The organism is Flavobacterium sp. Leaf359, from assembly GCF_001423985.1.
Lineage (GTDB): Bacteria > Bacteroidota > Bacteroidia > Flavobacteriales > Flavobacteriaceae > Flavobacterium > Flavobacterium lindanitolerans.
This window is the reverse complement of record NZ_LMPW01000002.1, coordinates 186,576-200,058: the sequence shown is the minus strand read 5'-3', so window position 1 is coordinate 200,058 and position 13,483 is coordinate 186,576. Positions and strand designations below refer to the sequence as shown.

The 13,483-nt window shown below is 34.7% G+C and carries 16 protein-coding genes; 4 read left to right on the top strand and 12 right to left on the bottom strand.

Annotated features, from left to right (window positions below):
• Positions 1-31: 31 nt before the first annotated feature.
• Positions 32-700, bottom strand: a complete 669-nt coding sequence (locus ASG38_RS03485) for a hypothetical protein (RefSeq protein ID WP_056067187.1) — start codon at positions 698-700, stop codon at positions 32-34.
• A gap of 1 nt (position 701) precedes the next feature.
• Positions 702-1,037 carry a PadR family transcriptional regulator gene (locus tag ASG38_RS03480; RefSeq protein ID WP_056067185.1) on the bottom strand — a complete coding sequence of 112 codons (336 nt, stop codon included), beginning with the start codon at positions 1,035-1,037 and terminating at the stop codon, positions 702-704.
• Between the two features lie 124 nt (positions 1,038-1,161).
• Here ASG38_RS03480 and ASG38_RS03475 point away from each other — a divergent pair, with 124 nt between their 5' ends.
• Positions 1,162-2,214 (top strand): ferredoxin--NADP reductase, encoded by a 1,053-nt coding sequence (locus tag ASG38_RS03475; protein WP_056067183.1) that lies wholly within the window; start codon positions 1,162-1,164, stop codon positions 2,212-2,214.
• Between the two features lie 50 nt (positions 2,215-2,264).
• Here ASG38_RS03475 and ASG38_RS03470 read toward each other — a convergent pair whose 3' ends face one another.
• The 6 genes from ASG38_RS03470 to ASG38_RS03445 all read right to left on the bottom strand — a co-directional run bounded on the left by ASG38_RS03470 (position 2,265) and on the right by ASG38_RS03445 (position 8,390).
• On the bottom strand, positions 2,265-3,281 hold the full coding sequence (locus ASG38_RS03470) for a hypothetical protein (protein ID WP_056067180.1): 1,017 nt from the start codon (positions 3,279-3,281) through the stop codon (positions 2,265-2,267).
• Positions 3,262-4,896, bottom strand: coding sequence for an NAD(P)/FAD-dependent oxidoreductase (locus ASG38_RS03465; RefSeq protein ID WP_056067178.1), 1,635 nt, complete (start codon positions 4,894-4,896; stop codon positions 3,262-3,264). Before ASG38_RS03465 ends, ASG38_RS03470 begins: the two co-directional genes overlap by 20 nt.
• On the bottom strand, positions 4,874-6,391 hold the full coding sequence (locus ASG38_RS03460; protein ID WP_056067176.1) for a polyamine aminopropyltransferase: 1,518 nt from the start codon (positions 6,389-6,391) through the stop codon (positions 4,874-4,876). The genes ASG38_RS03465 and ASG38_RS03460 overlap by 23 nt, the downstream gene beginning before the upstream one ends.
• A complete protein-coding gene (locus tag ASG38_RS03455) occupies positions 6,384-6,599 on the bottom strand; it encodes a DUF350 domain-containing protein (protein WP_056067403.1) in 216 nt (71 codons plus the stop codon). The genes ASG38_RS03460 and ASG38_RS03455 overlap by 8 nt, the downstream gene beginning before the upstream one ends.
• Before the next feature lie 208 nt (positions 6,600-6,807).
• Complete coding sequence (locus tag ASG38_RS03450) at positions 6,808-8,028, bottom strand: DUF4178 domain-containing protein (RefSeq protein ID WP_056067175.1); 1,221 nt, start codon at positions 8,026-8,028, stop codon at positions 6,808-6,810.
• Positions 8,028-8,390, bottom strand: coding sequence for an S-adenosylmethionine decarboxylase family protein (locus tag ASG38_RS03445; protein ID WP_056067174.1), 363 nt, complete (start codon positions 8,388-8,390; stop codon positions 8,028-8,030). Before ASG38_RS03445 ends, ASG38_RS03450 begins: the two co-directional genes overlap by 1 nt.
• A 149-nt stretch (positions 8,391-8,539) precedes the next feature.
• Between ASG38_RS03445 and ASG38_RS03440 the strand changes: the two genes are divergently transcribed.
• Entirely contained in the window at positions 8,540-9,439 is a 900-nt protein-coding gene (locus tag ASG38_RS03440) for a DUF4349 domain-containing protein (RefSeq protein WP_056067172.1), read from the top strand.
• 10 nt (positions 9,440-9,449) lie between these two features.
• Here the strand turns inward: ASG38_RS03440 and ASG38_RS03435 are convergent, their stop codons facing one another.
• Genes ASG38_RS03435 through ASG38_RS03425 form a run of 3 tightly spaced genes read right to left on the bottom strand, consistent with a single transcriptional unit; the run spans position 9,450 to position 11,361 of the window.
• Complete coding sequence (locus ASG38_RS03435; protein ID WP_056067169.1) at positions 9,450-10,490, bottom strand: glycosyltransferase family 9 protein; 1,041 nt, start codon at positions 10,488-10,490, stop codon at positions 9,450-9,452.
• Between the two features lie 55 nt (positions 10,491-10,545).
• The gene (locus ASG38_RS03430; protein WP_056067167.1) at positions 10,546-10,749 is read right to left on the bottom strand and encodes a hypothetical protein; all 204 of its coding nucleotides are present in this window, start codon (positions 10,747-10,749) and stop codon (positions 10,546-10,548) included.
• 6 nt (positions 10,750-10,755) lie between these two features.
• On the bottom strand, positions 10,756-11,361 hold the full coding sequence (locus tag ASG38_RS03425) for a DUF4254 domain-containing protein (RefSeq protein ID WP_056067165.1): 606 nt from the start codon (positions 11,359-11,361) through the stop codon (positions 10,756-10,758).
• A gap of 175 nt (positions 11,362-11,536) precedes the next feature.
• On the opposite strand from ASG38_RS03425, the gene upp reads away from it, so the two are divergent.
• Positions 11,537-12,190, top strand: a complete 654-nt coding sequence (gene upp, locus ASG38_RS03420) for a uracil phosphoribosyltransferase (RefSeq protein WP_056067163.1) — start codon at positions 11,537-11,539, stop codon at positions 12,188-12,190.
• Here the strand turns inward: upp and ASG38_RS03415 are convergent.
• Complete coding sequence (locus ASG38_RS03415; protein ID WP_056067161.1) at positions 12,185-13,114, bottom strand: DUF6427 family protein; 930 nt, start codon at positions 13,112-13,114, stop codon at positions 12,185-12,187. The two genes, upp and ASG38_RS03415, sit on opposite strands and share 6 nt — an antisense overlap.
• Before the next feature lie 115 nt (positions 13,115-13,229).
• Between ASG38_RS03415 and ASG38_RS03410 the strand changes: the two genes are divergently transcribed.
• Complete coding sequence (locus ASG38_RS03410) at positions 13,230-13,460, top strand: hypothetical protein (RefSeq protein WP_056067159.1); 231 nt, start codon at positions 13,230-13,232, stop codon at positions 13,458-13,460.
• The last annotated feature ends 23 nt before the right edge of the window (positions 13,461-13,483 follow it).

Here is a 13,483-nt window from a genome sequence, read left to right as displayed (position 1 = left end):
TTATTTTAATGTGGTAGCGTTTTGGAGGTGATTAAGAATATTGCATTCTTTTTAACTCCTGAAAATGTGCTTTGTAGAAGATAAAGCTATAAACTGACAAAAGAAAATATATTGAAAAAACAAAAATTATAAAATAGCTGAAAAGTGGTGAAAAATTATTTCTTTCAAAACCACTGTTCATAAAATAGAGTTGTTGGAAAGTCAATAATACGCTGGCCATAAATTGCTGCTTATATAAAAAGCCATACGATGTTTTTCTTTTTGATAATCGGATTTTGACATATCCTATAGCCGACAGTAAAAAAGCAACACTATACAAAATTGTCGCAATGCTAAAGAAATTGGCCAGGTGATTTCTCAAAAAAGAAGAAAATAACAGGAATCCGGAAGTTAAGACCATAGCACCCGTAAATACCAAAAGCAATTTTTTTCTATACATTTTAATGCATTTATTGAGCAAAATCTCTGGCATTTCCCAGAAATAACCAAACAATACACTGGATGATTTCTTGAATTTGGACTGCCATTTTTTTAATACTTCCGGGAAAGCTTCTTCAAAAGTTATAGTATGGATTATCATTTTTTCTTCTACTTCCGTAGCAATATGGTCCAGGATTTCATATTTATAATCAACATAAACCACACCTAGTTTGTCTAAAACCGTTTCAATTATATGTATCTGATTTTTATCCAGTTTCATTTTAATAACTCAATTTAGGGTTAACGATGCTTTGCATGTTTTTTATAAATTCTTCCAATTCGGCCAGGCGGTTTACGGTTTCGGTCTGTCCGTTTTCTGTCAGCTTATAATATTTCCGGAGACGATTGTCTACTTTTTCAATTTCAACATCCAAAAGGCCTTCGGCTTCGAGTTTATGCAATGCCGGATAAAGCGCTCCTTCTGTGATGTTCAGTTCGCCTTTGGTTATTTCTTTCACTTTCTGTGTGATTTCATAACCATACATGCGTCCGTTTTCACCTAATAACTTCATTATTATGGTAGTAAGGCTTCCTTTATACAATTGGGAGTTTTTCATTTTTCAAAATTAGTTCTCAAATATACATAAATTTCTTATGCATAAAATAGTTAGGTATTATTTTTTAAGCTTTTCTTATTTAAAAAAGCTTTGGGAATGCTTATTTTTGCATAAAATATACAGAATGTCTACATTTTATAAACTAACGATAAAAGAAGTCAGAAGAGAAACAAAAGATGCTGTTTCTGTACTTTTCAATGTTCCTTCAGAACTAAAACCCAACTATAATTTCATAGCTGGCCAATATATAAACCTGAAGCTGACATTAGATGGAAATGAAATCCGCCGAGCCTATTCTATCTGTTCATCTCCAGACAGCGGCGAACTACGCATTGCAATTAAGGCCGTTTCCAATGGCGTATTTTCCCAGTTTTCAAACAAACAGCTAAAAGCAGGAGATACGATTGAAGTAGGTTCTCCGGAGGGAAAATTTATTTTTGAACCGGATGCCAACAGGATTAAAAATTATGCTGCCTTTGTTGCCGGAAGTGGTATAACTCCAGTAATGTCTATTTTAAAAAGTGTTTTAGAAAAAGAACCACAAAGCACTTTTGTATTGGTTTATGGGAATAAATCTCCTGAAGAAACCATTTTTCACGAAGAGTTGCATAATCTTCAGCTTCAATACACCGGAAGATTCTTTGTGTACTATGTATTCAGTCAGGCCAAAGCAGAAAATGCATTGTTTGGCAGAATTGAGAAATCTGCTGTAAATTTTATACTGAAAAACAAACATGCTTCCGTTGAGTTCGACAAATTTTATTTGTGTGGTCCGGAAGAGATGATTAATACCGTAAACAATGTCCTGAAAGAAAACAATATCAAAGAAAAGGACATCAAATTTGAATTGTTTTCAGCTTCTACTAAAGAAAATAAAATTTCTGAATCATTAGAAGGCCATACTAAGGTTACAGTTTTAGTTGATGATGAAGAGACTACTTTTGATATGTCACAAAAGATGACGCTACTTGATGCTGCACTAAAACAAGGAATCGACGCTCCGTATTCTTGTCAGGGAGGTATTTGCAGCAGTTGTATTGCAAGAATTGTTTCCGGAAGTGCAGAAATGAAAAAGAATTCAATCCTGACCGACAGAGAAATTGCGGAAGGATTAACATTAACCTGCCAGGCACATCCAACTTCTGCAGAAATTTATATTGATTTTGACGATGTTTAATCATCACATATAAAAACAACTAAGAGGCTTCGGCCTCTTTTTTATTTCCGCTATTTTCTGGATTTCCAAATATAACCGTCCAAAATATAATGCGTGAACTGTGGAACGGTTAGCAACGGAACTAAAAGAATCTGCCATTTTACAAGTGAATCTATACTTTCATTAAAACTAAAATGTTCATTCCACACCAGAACTTCCCAGAGATATTCTTCAGTAAAAGCAAACAAAAGAAGAATGCCGATATAAACCAAAATTCCTAAAAAACTGGAAAGTTTTGGTATCTGAAAAGAGTGGTGGTTGTTTCTTTGATTGAAATAAATCAATGCCATATAAGGAATCCCGTGAGAAATTACATTGAGCAATGTGAATACCAAATCGTTGTTGAAATATACAATCCCAAAGTACCAGGACAAGATTGTTCCTATAATAATAGCATTTTTAGGTATATTGAAATATTTTGTTTTTATAAAAAAGTACACTGTCCTTAAAGCATAAAAACCCACGATGAGGAAATAGCACCGTGTGAAGAACTGCAGCAACAACGGATTTTGGTAAGAGAAAAATTCATCTTCAACAAACCAGGTAAACTTTCTGGAAGGATTCATAAACCAAAAAATCATAGGATAGCCTGTTGCCGTATAGATGAACAGGTTGTCTAAAAACACCGTCCATTTAGTCTTGATTTCATTGCGTGAATAAAGTCGCATGAATCCGTATTGCTGTCGGATAAAATGAAATACGGCTACATAAGCCAAAACCGACCAAAAAGTTTTTGCTCCAAAAAGGAATAACAAAAATCCAACCAAAAAACAGAATAAAGGAAGAACAAGCAAAAGTTTTTTCCGTTTTACAAATTCTTCTTTTACAAAATACGTTTTAAATAAGGTGGCATAAACATGGGCCACATCAATAAATACAATTAAAAGCAACCATGTAAAAAAAGAATATTTTTCCTCGGCTTCCTTTAAAAAGTCCTGACAGAAAAATACAATCCCCAACACAAAAAATTGCGGAAAAAGAATAAAAGGAATGTCAGTTTTGGGCTTATTAATCCAAGGCTGTTTCATTGAGCATCTTATTTACGGCATTAATTCCTTGATGGAAAGCTTCTTCAAAAATTGAGATTCCGGATAAATCACTATGAGCAAAAAAGATTTTATCTTCGATTGTGCGTGAAGCTTCGGTCCTGAAATTTCCAAATAAAAAACCCGGAACCGGACTAATCATTCCATGCCCTATTCGTTGGATATCAATTTCTTCTATGCTATTTTCAATGTCCGGATGTGGTATTTTCAAATCACTAATAATCAATTCCTTCCAGTAACTTTCCGGCTTTGTCAGCAGTTCCTTCCTTGATTTCTTTAAATCAGCTGTTGAAAAACTATAATAATAAGTAATTACCTTTTTTTCCTGAATCTGTCCTAGTGATTCATGCTGGTTGAAAATATACCCCAACCCTTTGGCTCCATAAATAACATTGTCCCAGCATAAAGGATAGCTGTTATTATCATCAAGGTCTTTAACTGTTAGGGTAGCCAGTAACCACGGAGCATAATGGAATTCTTTTGTAACGGTTTGCCTGCTAGCTAGCAGATAGCCATTGATAAATTGTGGCGTTGCAAAAATTACTTTTGAGACAACAATTGCAACAGTTTCTTTTTTCAGGTCATCATAAGCATTGACAATTACATTTTCTCCTTTAATCCCTGCTTCATACACCAGATGGTTTGTAACAATCTTATCTTTCGAATATTCTTTGAGATGATTCATTAATCTGGCATTTCCTTCAGGCCATGTCAGAACATTTTCCGTTTTTTCTTTTGTTGCATTGTGTTTTCGGGCAGCAAAATAGTGTATTCCGGCCCAAGCCGAAACAAATTCGATACCCAAGCCAAAATCATCACGACAGCAATAATTTACATATTGATACAATTCTTCCGAAAGAAATTTATTTTGTACCAGCCATTCTTTCATAGTGATTTTATCCAAAAAATCATGATGCCCATCTTTTGATATATTGGCGAGAGGAATATCAAAAATAAATCTTCCGTCTTCTCCTTTCTTATTTCGAAAATCCGACATGATTTCAAAAAACCTGTTAAACTCTTCTTCCGATATTTTTGAAACTCCAAATTTTGGGACCAGACTTTCCTGCCAGGTATTTTTAATAAACAATCTTTCCTGCGGCATGAACGTAAGTTGTTCTTCATCAAAAACCGGGAAACCATCTTCGTGACCAACGATAATTTTTGATTCTTCTAAAAATCGCACTAATTCTTTGTCTTGAATATTGGGCAAGGGTAAATAATGGGCTCCTAAAGGATATTTAGAATATTTATTTTCCCTGTTTCGTGAATTTCCACCGGCTTCAGTTTCTAATTCCAAAATCAGAAAATCTTCAATTCCTTTTTTCTTCAGTTGTCTGCCTGCAGAAAGTCCTGCAATTCCACCACCAATAATTAAATACGGAATTTCGATTGTCTTAGAAATTTTCGGAAAGTTTTTGGTTCGAAGCCTATGTCCTAAAATATGATTTGTTCCAGAAAGCCGGATGGCAAAATTGATTGCTTTTTCTTTGCAGGCTATCAAAAAAGAAGGGACAGATACCAGAATGATTCCTGCCGAAACGGATTTCAGAAATGACCGCCTGGATTTTGGATTATAGTTTTCCCCATTCTTCATCAAAATACCTCACTAAAATTTGATTGTCTAGTCTATTAATCTCTAAATCTTTTGCCTTCATGTCTTTCGGAAAAAAATTCAGTTTTTTATATTGGTAATCATAATATTTAAGCCCACTGACTTTTCGGTTTACTTTGCTAAAGTCTGCCGTATTGTTATTCGAAGCAATGGTATAGCCCCATTCTCCAAAAGAAGGCACATAAACGTGATAGGCGTCTGCATTTGGAAAAACTTCATTTACGGTATTATTAATACACCAAAAGGACTTGGGAGCAAAATATGGTGATGTGGTTTGGATTACGATTGCAGCTTCAGGAGCTACAATATTCTTTAATGATTTATAAAAATTCAAGGAATACAGCTTTCCTAAGCTATAATTTGACGGGTCCGGAAAATCAATAATAATTACATCAAATTTATTATTTTCTTCTTTGACCCATAGAAAAGCATCTTTATTGACCACCTCTACTTTGGGATTAGTCAATGAATTGTGATTGAATTTTGTTAAGATGGTGTTAGAAGCAAAAAGCTTCGTCATTCCTTCATCTAAATCGACCAACGTAATCTTTTTGACTTCCTTATATTTTAGAATTTCTCTGACAGCAAGCCCGTCGCCGCCGCCTAAAACCAAAACATTTTCAATATTTTTTGCATTGGCCATGACAGGATGAACAAGGGCTTCATGATACCGGTATTCATCTGCTGAACTAAACTGCAAATTGTTGTTCAGGTATAATTTATAATCGTTTTTGGTATGGGTCAGTACAATTCTCTGATATGGGGTTGCTTTCGTAAAAATAATATTTTCACCATAAAGCTTTTGTTCGGAATATGACAAAATCTGGTCTGAAAAAAAGAAAGTCAAAAGCAGAATTATAAATGCAGAAATGGCTTTAAGCTTTAGCAATAAAGAATGCTTCAAGTCTTTTGATAAAAGAAAACACAAGATTATTGCTACCGAAACATTAATCATCCCAAAGAAAAGCGAGGTTTTCATGACTCCTAATTTTGGCACCAGAACCAATGGAAATAAAACAGAGGCCAGCAATGCTCCGATATAATCGAATGTAAAAACATTTGAAACCAGATCACTGAATTTTACTTTTTCTTTAAGGATGTTCATCAAAAGCGGAATTTCCAAACCTACGAGACATCCGGTAACAAAAACCAGCAGATAGAGTATGAACTGGAAATAATCTACTTTTTCAAAAAGGATGAACAAAATAACAGAGCTCAATCCGCCAATAACACCAACCAGAATCTCTATTTCTACAAAGGTATTGAGTTGGTTTTTTTTGACAAATTTTGCAAAATAAGAGCCCACTCCCATAGAAAACAGGTAGACTCCAATTATAAATGAAAACTGCTTTACGGAATCACCAAGAAGATAGCTTGCCAGAGTTCCGGCAACCAGTTCATAAATCAATCCGCATGTCGCAATAATAAAAACGGCGAAAAGCAGCAGGTATTCAAACTTTAAAAAGTTTTTAGCCATGAATTGCAGCGCTAATAATGATTGAGATTCCAATAATGAAAGCCCCGAATACAATAGCTAAAGCTACATTTTTGTTATTGACAATTTCTTTCCATGTGTTTTCAGGGGTCATCTTTTCAAGTATCAGATAGCCAATAATCAAAACAAATATTCCTACTCCTGAAAAAATGAGCGAATTGATAATTCCTTTTACTAATATATGTTCCATATTTTTTGTTTTATTTATGGTAAAAACGGGAGACTCCAACGTGTCTGCTGTTATTATTTGAACTGTATTTTTCTGTTGATACGCAATCGCAAATCCGGTTTCCGGAAAAAGTAAAAAATAAAAAAAGTCCATAAACGAAAAGCCCCATCAGGACAGGCCATTTATTATCTTTAATAAAAACTTTTATTGTATTAATATCCATATTCTCCTAATTAAATGGTGAGAAATCACTACTACTCCATCGGGTGGTTTCAAAGCTTTTATTTGCAAAATAAATAATACCCAAAACAATTCCCATAACCAATATTGAAATGAAGAAATTCCACATGGACGGACTTTTCCAAACTGCCTTGACTGTTATACGGTCATTTAATGTATCGTCTGGTTGCTTTTGAGGTGTAATAACCAAATGGTATTTTCCTTGTCCTACACCACAAATATTAAATTCTTCACTTCTGTCTCCTTCGCTCCAATTTTCGCCATCAGTATATCCATGATAATACTCAATATCCTGACTGGCAGATTCTTCCTCATTTGTATTTTCATTAACTAATGTGACTTGTGCATTAGCCCAGGAGTTGTCTACCTCTGAATGTATTAACACAGTCAGCGGAGCGGAAGCCCCTTCTAAAATAAATGACTCCGAAACAAAGTCCTTATTATTATATTCTGTAAATGAAAAAGTTTTTGAAAACACTTCGGTTTCGCCCCTACTATTGTTCATGAACAGCTGTGTTAGTAAAATAAGAATGGCCGTACAGCAAAAAATAATCGCCACATTATAAAAATTAAAAAGGAAAGGCTGTACAGAACCTACACCAAATTTACCGGGTAGCTCCGGATTACCAAATGCTTTTTTTATTTCTCTTTTACTAAAATGCCTTCCAAAATAAGCCTTTTGTTCTTTTTCTAATTTTTCAATCGAAACGATATAGGGTGGCTTTATATATTCTATGATTTGTATTTCCGTTTGGGGTATTTCTTCATCAAAGAATCCGTATGCCGACTCAACTCTACAATGCGTATTTTCATATAAATCGTAGGAAACCTCATTATAGGTAAGCCTTTTATATTTTCTGGAAACATTGAATTTATCGGGAATTTCTTCAAGCAAGATCCAGTGTCCTTCTGATTCTGACAGATATAAATAATGGTCGTCTTTTGATTTTAACGTGTATTCCCTCCAATAATGAATGGCATGGAATTTTTTGACGAACATACTGACGATTTCATATTCTTTCCCATTAATAATGCCTTTTCTTCCTATATCCAGTATTGGATTCAACGGCTTGTGTTCAAATTCTTTAACAAGACTTAATTCCTCTTTGATTTCAAACAAGCTTCTGCAATAAGGACAGCCAAAGTATCTGGCTTCGAAATTGCTTTCGATTGATGTAGTCGTACCGCATTTTTTACAAGCTATATGCATTACCTATCTATTTCAACTTGTTTTAAAACTTCAGCTCCAAAAAAGGAAATGTATTCCTTTGCTAATTGCCTAACCTTTTCTGTATTGTCTTGTGAATAATTACACAGATAGATATCCAATGCCAAATTCTTATTTTCTGGCCAGGTGTGGATACAGATATGAGATTCCATGAGGCAAAAAGCAACCGTATAGCTTTTATTATCAAAAACATGTGAAGCTATTCCGACTTTTTCCAGGTTATATTTTTCAAGTAATTCTTCTGTAAAATCTATAAATTGTTCTATTTGAACAAGTTTTTTATGGTCTTCGACATGAAGCGTAAGTAATTGATGTAATCCGAGAGGATTTGCCTGAATAGCCATAAAAACAAATAGATTGTTACAAAAAGCCAAAATAGCAATATTTTCTATATGAAAGAAAAAACTACTAATTTTTTCATAAAATACATGTTGTCATCTGATTATCAAAATCCTTTTTTAATTACATTTGATTAAAAATCAAACCCTTGAAAATGAAAAAAGTCATTTATCTCCTTCTTTTATCTGCTAGTTTTTTTTCTTGTAAACAGAACAAAGGACGGGAAGCTTATTCTGAGGAGGCTGCTGCAGAAACTGTTTCATCCCAAGATGCATCAATGGTTTCGTCTTCTGCTGCCGTTGTAGATAAAAACTCAAACCGGAAATTTATCCGCACGGCTGATTTGAGATTCAAGGTCAAAAATGTTGCAAAATCAACTTATGCTATTGAAAATACGGTTGCCAGATTTGGTGGTTTTGTAAGCTCGACGGAATTGAGAAGCAATATTATCAATACCTCAACAGCAAAGAAAAGTAACGACTCCTTAGTTGAAACTACCCGTTTTGTGGTGGAAAATAATATGATTATTCGCGTTCCTAATACACTATTGGATACTACTTTAAAAACAATCGCACGTCAAATCGACTATCTGGACTACCGGATTATAAAAGCTGATGATGTTTCTTTAAAATTATTGTCAAACGACCTTTCCCAAAAAAGAAATCAAGACAATCAAAAACGTGTTGAAGATGCTATAGCAAATCGCGGCAAAAAATTAGGTGAAACACTGGATGCCGAAGATAGGTTACATGAAAGCCAAACACAATCTGACGAGGCCAAACTGTCTAATCTTTCGCTAAAAGACCAGGTAAATTTCAGTACGTTAAGCCTCTCTCTTTATCAAAGAGAGGAATTCAAAAAAGAAGTCATTGCGAATCCGGATAGTGAAGAATACAGAACCAGCATTGGTGTCAGGATTATGGATGGCCTGAAAACAGGGTGGCACATTTTGGAAGAAATTATTATTTTCTTCGTAAATATCTGGACCATTATCGTTCTTGGAATTATTATCTGGATTTTAATACGAAGAAGAAAGAAAAAGGCAAATCCTTAATTACGAAATACTATCCTCTCAATTTGTCATTAATGGTAGTAATAACTTTTTCTACCGGAATGCTTCGCATGGCATCTTCATAGCCTTCAACTTTTTTATTGCCGTAAACAGAAGTAGGCAATAACGGATATTTTTCTCTATCGGAAGTGAGCGCAGAGCTTAGTTCCTGATTAAAAGGTAAAAATCCGGCATAAGGATGTGTGGCTCCCCAAAGCGTAATTACTTTTATACCTAACATTGCGGCTATATGCGAATTGCCTGAATCCATTGAAAGCATTAGGTCGAGATTGGAAATTAGCTTTATTTCTTCTTCGAATTTTAACCTGCCCGCAACTGTAATTACGTTTTCTTTTCCCTCCGCCAACTCGTTCAGTATTTCTGTTTCCTTATTTCCTCCTCCAAATAAAAAGACTACATATTCCTGATTTTCAGAAAGCTTATCAATAACTTCCTGAATCATATCCTGAGGATAAACTTTGGATTCATATTGCGCAAAAGGTGCTACTCCAATCCATTTTTTATTTTTTATTCCGGTAACATTTAAAATCTCCTGGGAAAGATTTGCTTTTTCAGGAAACATAGGATTTTCAAGATTGATTTCAAAACCCAGTTTCCTAAAAACTTCCTTATGCCTTTCAGTCATTGGCTTTAACGGTTTAAAAACCTTATTTTCCGCCCGGGTCAAAGCTTTTTTTCCAGCCCTGTCTTTGTCTACAAAGGCTGTTTTTTTTCCGGCCAATGCAAAAAGCGTACGCACTATTTTGGAACGCAGCACATTATGCAGGTCGGCTACTGCATCAATACCCAATTTCTTCAAATCTTTATACAGACGCATCAGCCCTAAAAAGCCTTTATGTCTTTCTTTCAGGTCGATAGCGAAAAAGTCAAGGTTGGGAATACCGTCAAAAAAAGGCTTGAAAAAAGGGCGGGATACTACCGTTAGCCTTACATCCGGATATTGTGCAGCAAAGGCTCTCAATACAGGAACGGTCATTGCAACATCGCCCATCGCAGAAAGCCTAAAGACTAAAATGTGTTTGATTTTTGACATTGGTTATAAAATAAAAAAGACTTTTATGAATTTTTCTCAAAAAAGTCTTTCGTTATTATTTTTGTCTCATTCCGCTCAGGCCTTTTCGAATAAAGAAGACTCCAAACAAAGCAAGAACAATCAATTTTAATGGTTGGGATTGCTGTTCGGTTTCCAGAAAAAGCATTTCATACAAAACATAGAGAAACGCTAAAAAAGTCAGTCCGTAAACAATCTTGAAAAATAACGGTTCCGAACTGATAAAATTCTTATCCGCCATTTGGTCTTATTTTTTGTTTTGGTACAAAACAGGGTTCAACTCATCATCATTATACATCTTCATCTGCTTATAGACCTTCATGAACTTATCTCCTTTTTCAATGTCTGTAAGCAAATCGTCAATAGCCGTAGACAAATCTGAACGCTGCTCCAAAAGTACATTCAATTTGGTCTGGCAAGCATTTCTATGCTCCTGAGTGGCATCTTCACGCGTAGCTTCTTCGTTCATGTGATAAATCTTCAACGCCAGGATTGACAATCTGTCAAATGCCCATGCCGGACTTTCAGAGTTTATCTTCGCATTGTCTTTTACTTTAACACCGCTGTATTTTTTAAGGAAATAACTGTCGATATATTCTACCATATCTGTTCTTTCCTGGTTTGAAGCATCAATTCTTCTTTTCAGTTTCAAAGCTGCAACAGGGTCGATGTTGGGGTCACGGATTATATCTTCTAAATGCCATTGCACTGTATCTATCCAGTTTTTCAAGTACAACAAATGTTCAAATGTGTCATTTGAATAAGGATTGTTGATTGGCTGGTCTACATTATCATGTTTATGATAATCCTTAATGCTCTGTTCGAATACGGAATAGGCTAGTTTTGAAAACATATTTTTACAATTAAAATACAAATATACTTTTTATACCTTTATGGCAGGGAAAAATTTTAGAAAGCAGACTTTAGATTTTAGACTTTAGATTTTAGATTTTAGATTTTAGATTTTAGATTGCAGAACTCATAGCTTAGGAACTTAGTACCTCAAAAACTTAGAAACTTAAAAAAACATGCAAATACATTACTTATCAGAAGCCAACAGCGTTTTAAACCATTTCTTAGGACAAATCCGCAATGTAAACGTACAGAAAGACAGCATGCGTTTTCGCAGGAATATTGAACGTATTGGTGAAATAATGTCGTATGAGCTCAGCAAAAATCTTCATTATAAGGATGTCGAAATCCAAACGCCTCTTGGTATTAAAAAAACCACTGAAATTCAGGATGATTTGGTTTTATGTTCCATATTGCGTGCCGGATTACCCCTGCATTTGGGTTTCCTGAATTATTTTGATAGTGCTGAAAACGGATTTGTATCTGCCTACCGCCATCATTATAATAATGATGATTCTTTTGAAATCAAGGTAGAATATCAGGCTGTTCCAAGCATTGAAAACAAGAACCTTTTACTCATAGACCCAATGTTGGCTACAGGCCAATCTATGGTGGCTGTTTTTAATAAATTGATGGAAAAAGGAACCCCAAAAGAGGTCCATATTGCTGTAGTAATTGCCGTACCGGAAGGGATTTCCTATTTGCAGGAACATCTTCCCGATTATTGCCATCTTTGGGTAGCCACTCTTGATGAAAGGCTGAATGAGAAAAATTATATTGTTCCGGGTTTAGGAGATGCCGGCGACCTGGCCTATGGCAATAAGCTATAATTGCGAAAAAAACGTCAACAGACTACAGCCCACAATCACATAAATAAAAGTTTCTTTTAGCCAGTTGATTTGCATCGACTCAATATAATTGGTTGCCATGATAGCTACCGGAGCAAAAGTATATACCAGCAAGCTATTATTTTTATTGGAAGAAATCAGAAAAACAACAGCACCAAGACAAAACGCAACAATTATCTTTTTGTAAGAGGATTGCATGTTTAACGGTTTGTTTGGCAGTGTCAATGCCTGTGTTATAAAAAAGAAAGCCGCTGAAACCACATAAAGTGAAAGCGCAAAATTTTGATAGTTGTTGGTAAAGTAATTAAAATTAAAATCAATTAAGGCACTATCAACTACTGTCTCAATTAGGCTTCTGTCAAAAATCAGTGCATACATCAGAGTGATGATTCCAACTGCAAAAAAGGAAATAAATGGCAAGATCCAGTTTCTGTAATCTCTGGAAACGTGGAAAAGAATCGATACGAAAACAATCAGGATAAACAGAATGCTCCAGAAGTGAAAAATGGCCGCGATAAAAATCCAAAGCGAAGCATCAAATATTTTTTCTTTGGGCGTGAGGAGCGATTGCAATGAAATCAGCCTGCGTAATGCTAAAAGTATAAAGAAGTTGGAAATAATCAGGTTTACGTTGATTAATGTCGTTGGAAATAAAATCAGAAAAGAGAAGAAAAAAAGAAACGTATAGCTATTGTCCTTGCTTAATCCGTTCTTTTTGGTCACGAAATTTACAATAAAAAGAGACCCTACTAAAAGTAGCAGCAGACCTATGCCGGACAGAACTCCTTCGGCAGAATCTACCCGTTCAGGAAATTTTTGAAGGTATAAAAAATAGCATACAACCAACAGCGTTGAAATAATTATATAATTTAACGGCCTAGATTTGCTAAAAATGCTTGTAATCATAAGGATATTTTATACTTTTGCAGTGTAAAGATACTACTTGTTCTAAAATGAACTATGATAAAGTTGATCTCTACAGAAATTTTAGAAGTTCATAAAATAAAACATAACAAACGATATGAAATCATTTTTTGAAGGAATACAATATTTATTCGTAGACATTTTATTCAAACCGCTTGATTTTTTCAGAGAATTAGAATTGAAAAACTGGTGGGCTGCCAACACACTGAACTGGATTTTTATGATTATCTGTGCTGTGGCAATTGTTTATTGGATTAAGCAATTAAAATTGCACAAAGCCAACAACGACGAGTTTCAGGATACTACAGCTCATTCTTTCTTAGAGTAGGCTATTCTAAATAAAATTAAAAA

What these genes read in the sequence shown, in the direction of transcription:
- ASG38_RS03485 (WP_056067187.1), bottom strand. Translation starts at nt 700, where the DNA reads ATGAAACTGGATAAAAATCAGATACATATAATTGAAACGGTTTTAGAC.
- ASG38_RS03480 (WP_056067185.1), bottom strand. Translation starts at nt 1,037, where the DNA reads ATGAAAAACTCCCAATTGTATAAAGGAAGCCTTACTACCATAATAATG.
- ASG38_RS03475 (WP_056067183.1), top strand. Translation starts at nt 1,162, where the DNA reads ATGTCTACATTTTATAAACTAACGATAAAAGAAGTCAGAAGAGAAACA.
- ASG38_RS03470 (WP_056067180.1), bottom strand. Translation starts at nt 3,281, where the DNA reads ATGAAACAGCCTTGGATTAATAAGCCCAAAACTGACATTCCTTTTATT.
- ASG38_RS03465 (WP_056067178.1), bottom strand. Translation starts at nt 4,896, where the DNA reads ATGAAGAATGGGGAAAACTATAATCCAAAATCCAGGCGGTCATTTCTG.
- ASG38_RS03460 (WP_056067176.1), bottom strand. Translation starts at nt 6,391, where the DNA reads ATGGCTAAAAACTTTTTAAAGTTTGAATACCTGCTGCTTTTCGCCGTT.
- ASG38_RS03455 (WP_056067403.1), bottom strand. Translation starts at nt 6,599, where the DNA reads ATGGAACATATATTAGTAAAAGGAATTATCAATTCGCTCATTTTTTCA.
- ASG38_RS03450 (WP_056067175.1), bottom strand. Translation starts at nt 8,028, where the DNA reads ATGCATATAGCTTGTAAAAAATGCGGTACGACTACATCAATCGAAAGC.
- ASG38_RS03445 (WP_056067174.1), bottom strand. Translation starts at nt 8,390, where the DNA reads ATGGCTATTCAGGCAAATCCTCTCGGATTACATCAATTACTTACGCTT.
- ASG38_RS03440 (WP_056067172.1), top strand. Translation starts at nt 8,540, where the DNA reads ATGAAAAAAGTCATTTATCTCCTTCTTTTATCTGCTAGTTTTTTTTCT.
- ASG38_RS03435 (WP_056067169.1), bottom strand. Translation starts at nt 10,490, where the DNA reads ATGTCAAAAATCAAACACATTTTAGTCTTTAGGCTTTCTGCGATGGGC.
- ASG38_RS03430 (WP_056067167.1), bottom strand. Translation starts at nt 10,749, where the DNA reads ATGGCGGATAAGAATTTTATCAGTTCGGAACCGTTATTTTTCAAGATT.
- ASG38_RS03425 (WP_056067165.1), bottom strand. Translation starts at nt 11,361, where the DNA reads ATGTTTTCAAAACTAGCCTATTCCGTATTCGAACAGAGCATTAAGGAT.
- upp (WP_056067163.1), top strand. Translation starts at nt 11,537, where the DNA reads ATGCAAATACATTACTTATCAGAAGCCAACAGCGTTTTAAACCATTTC.
- ASG38_RS03415 (WP_056067161.1), bottom strand. Translation starts at nt 13,114, where the DNA reads ATGATTACAAGCATTTTTAGCAAATCTAGGCCGTTAAATTATATAATT.
- ASG38_RS03410 (WP_056067159.1), top strand. Translation starts at nt 13,230, where the DNA reads ATGAAATCATTTTTTGAAGGAATACAATATTTATTCGTAGACATTTTA.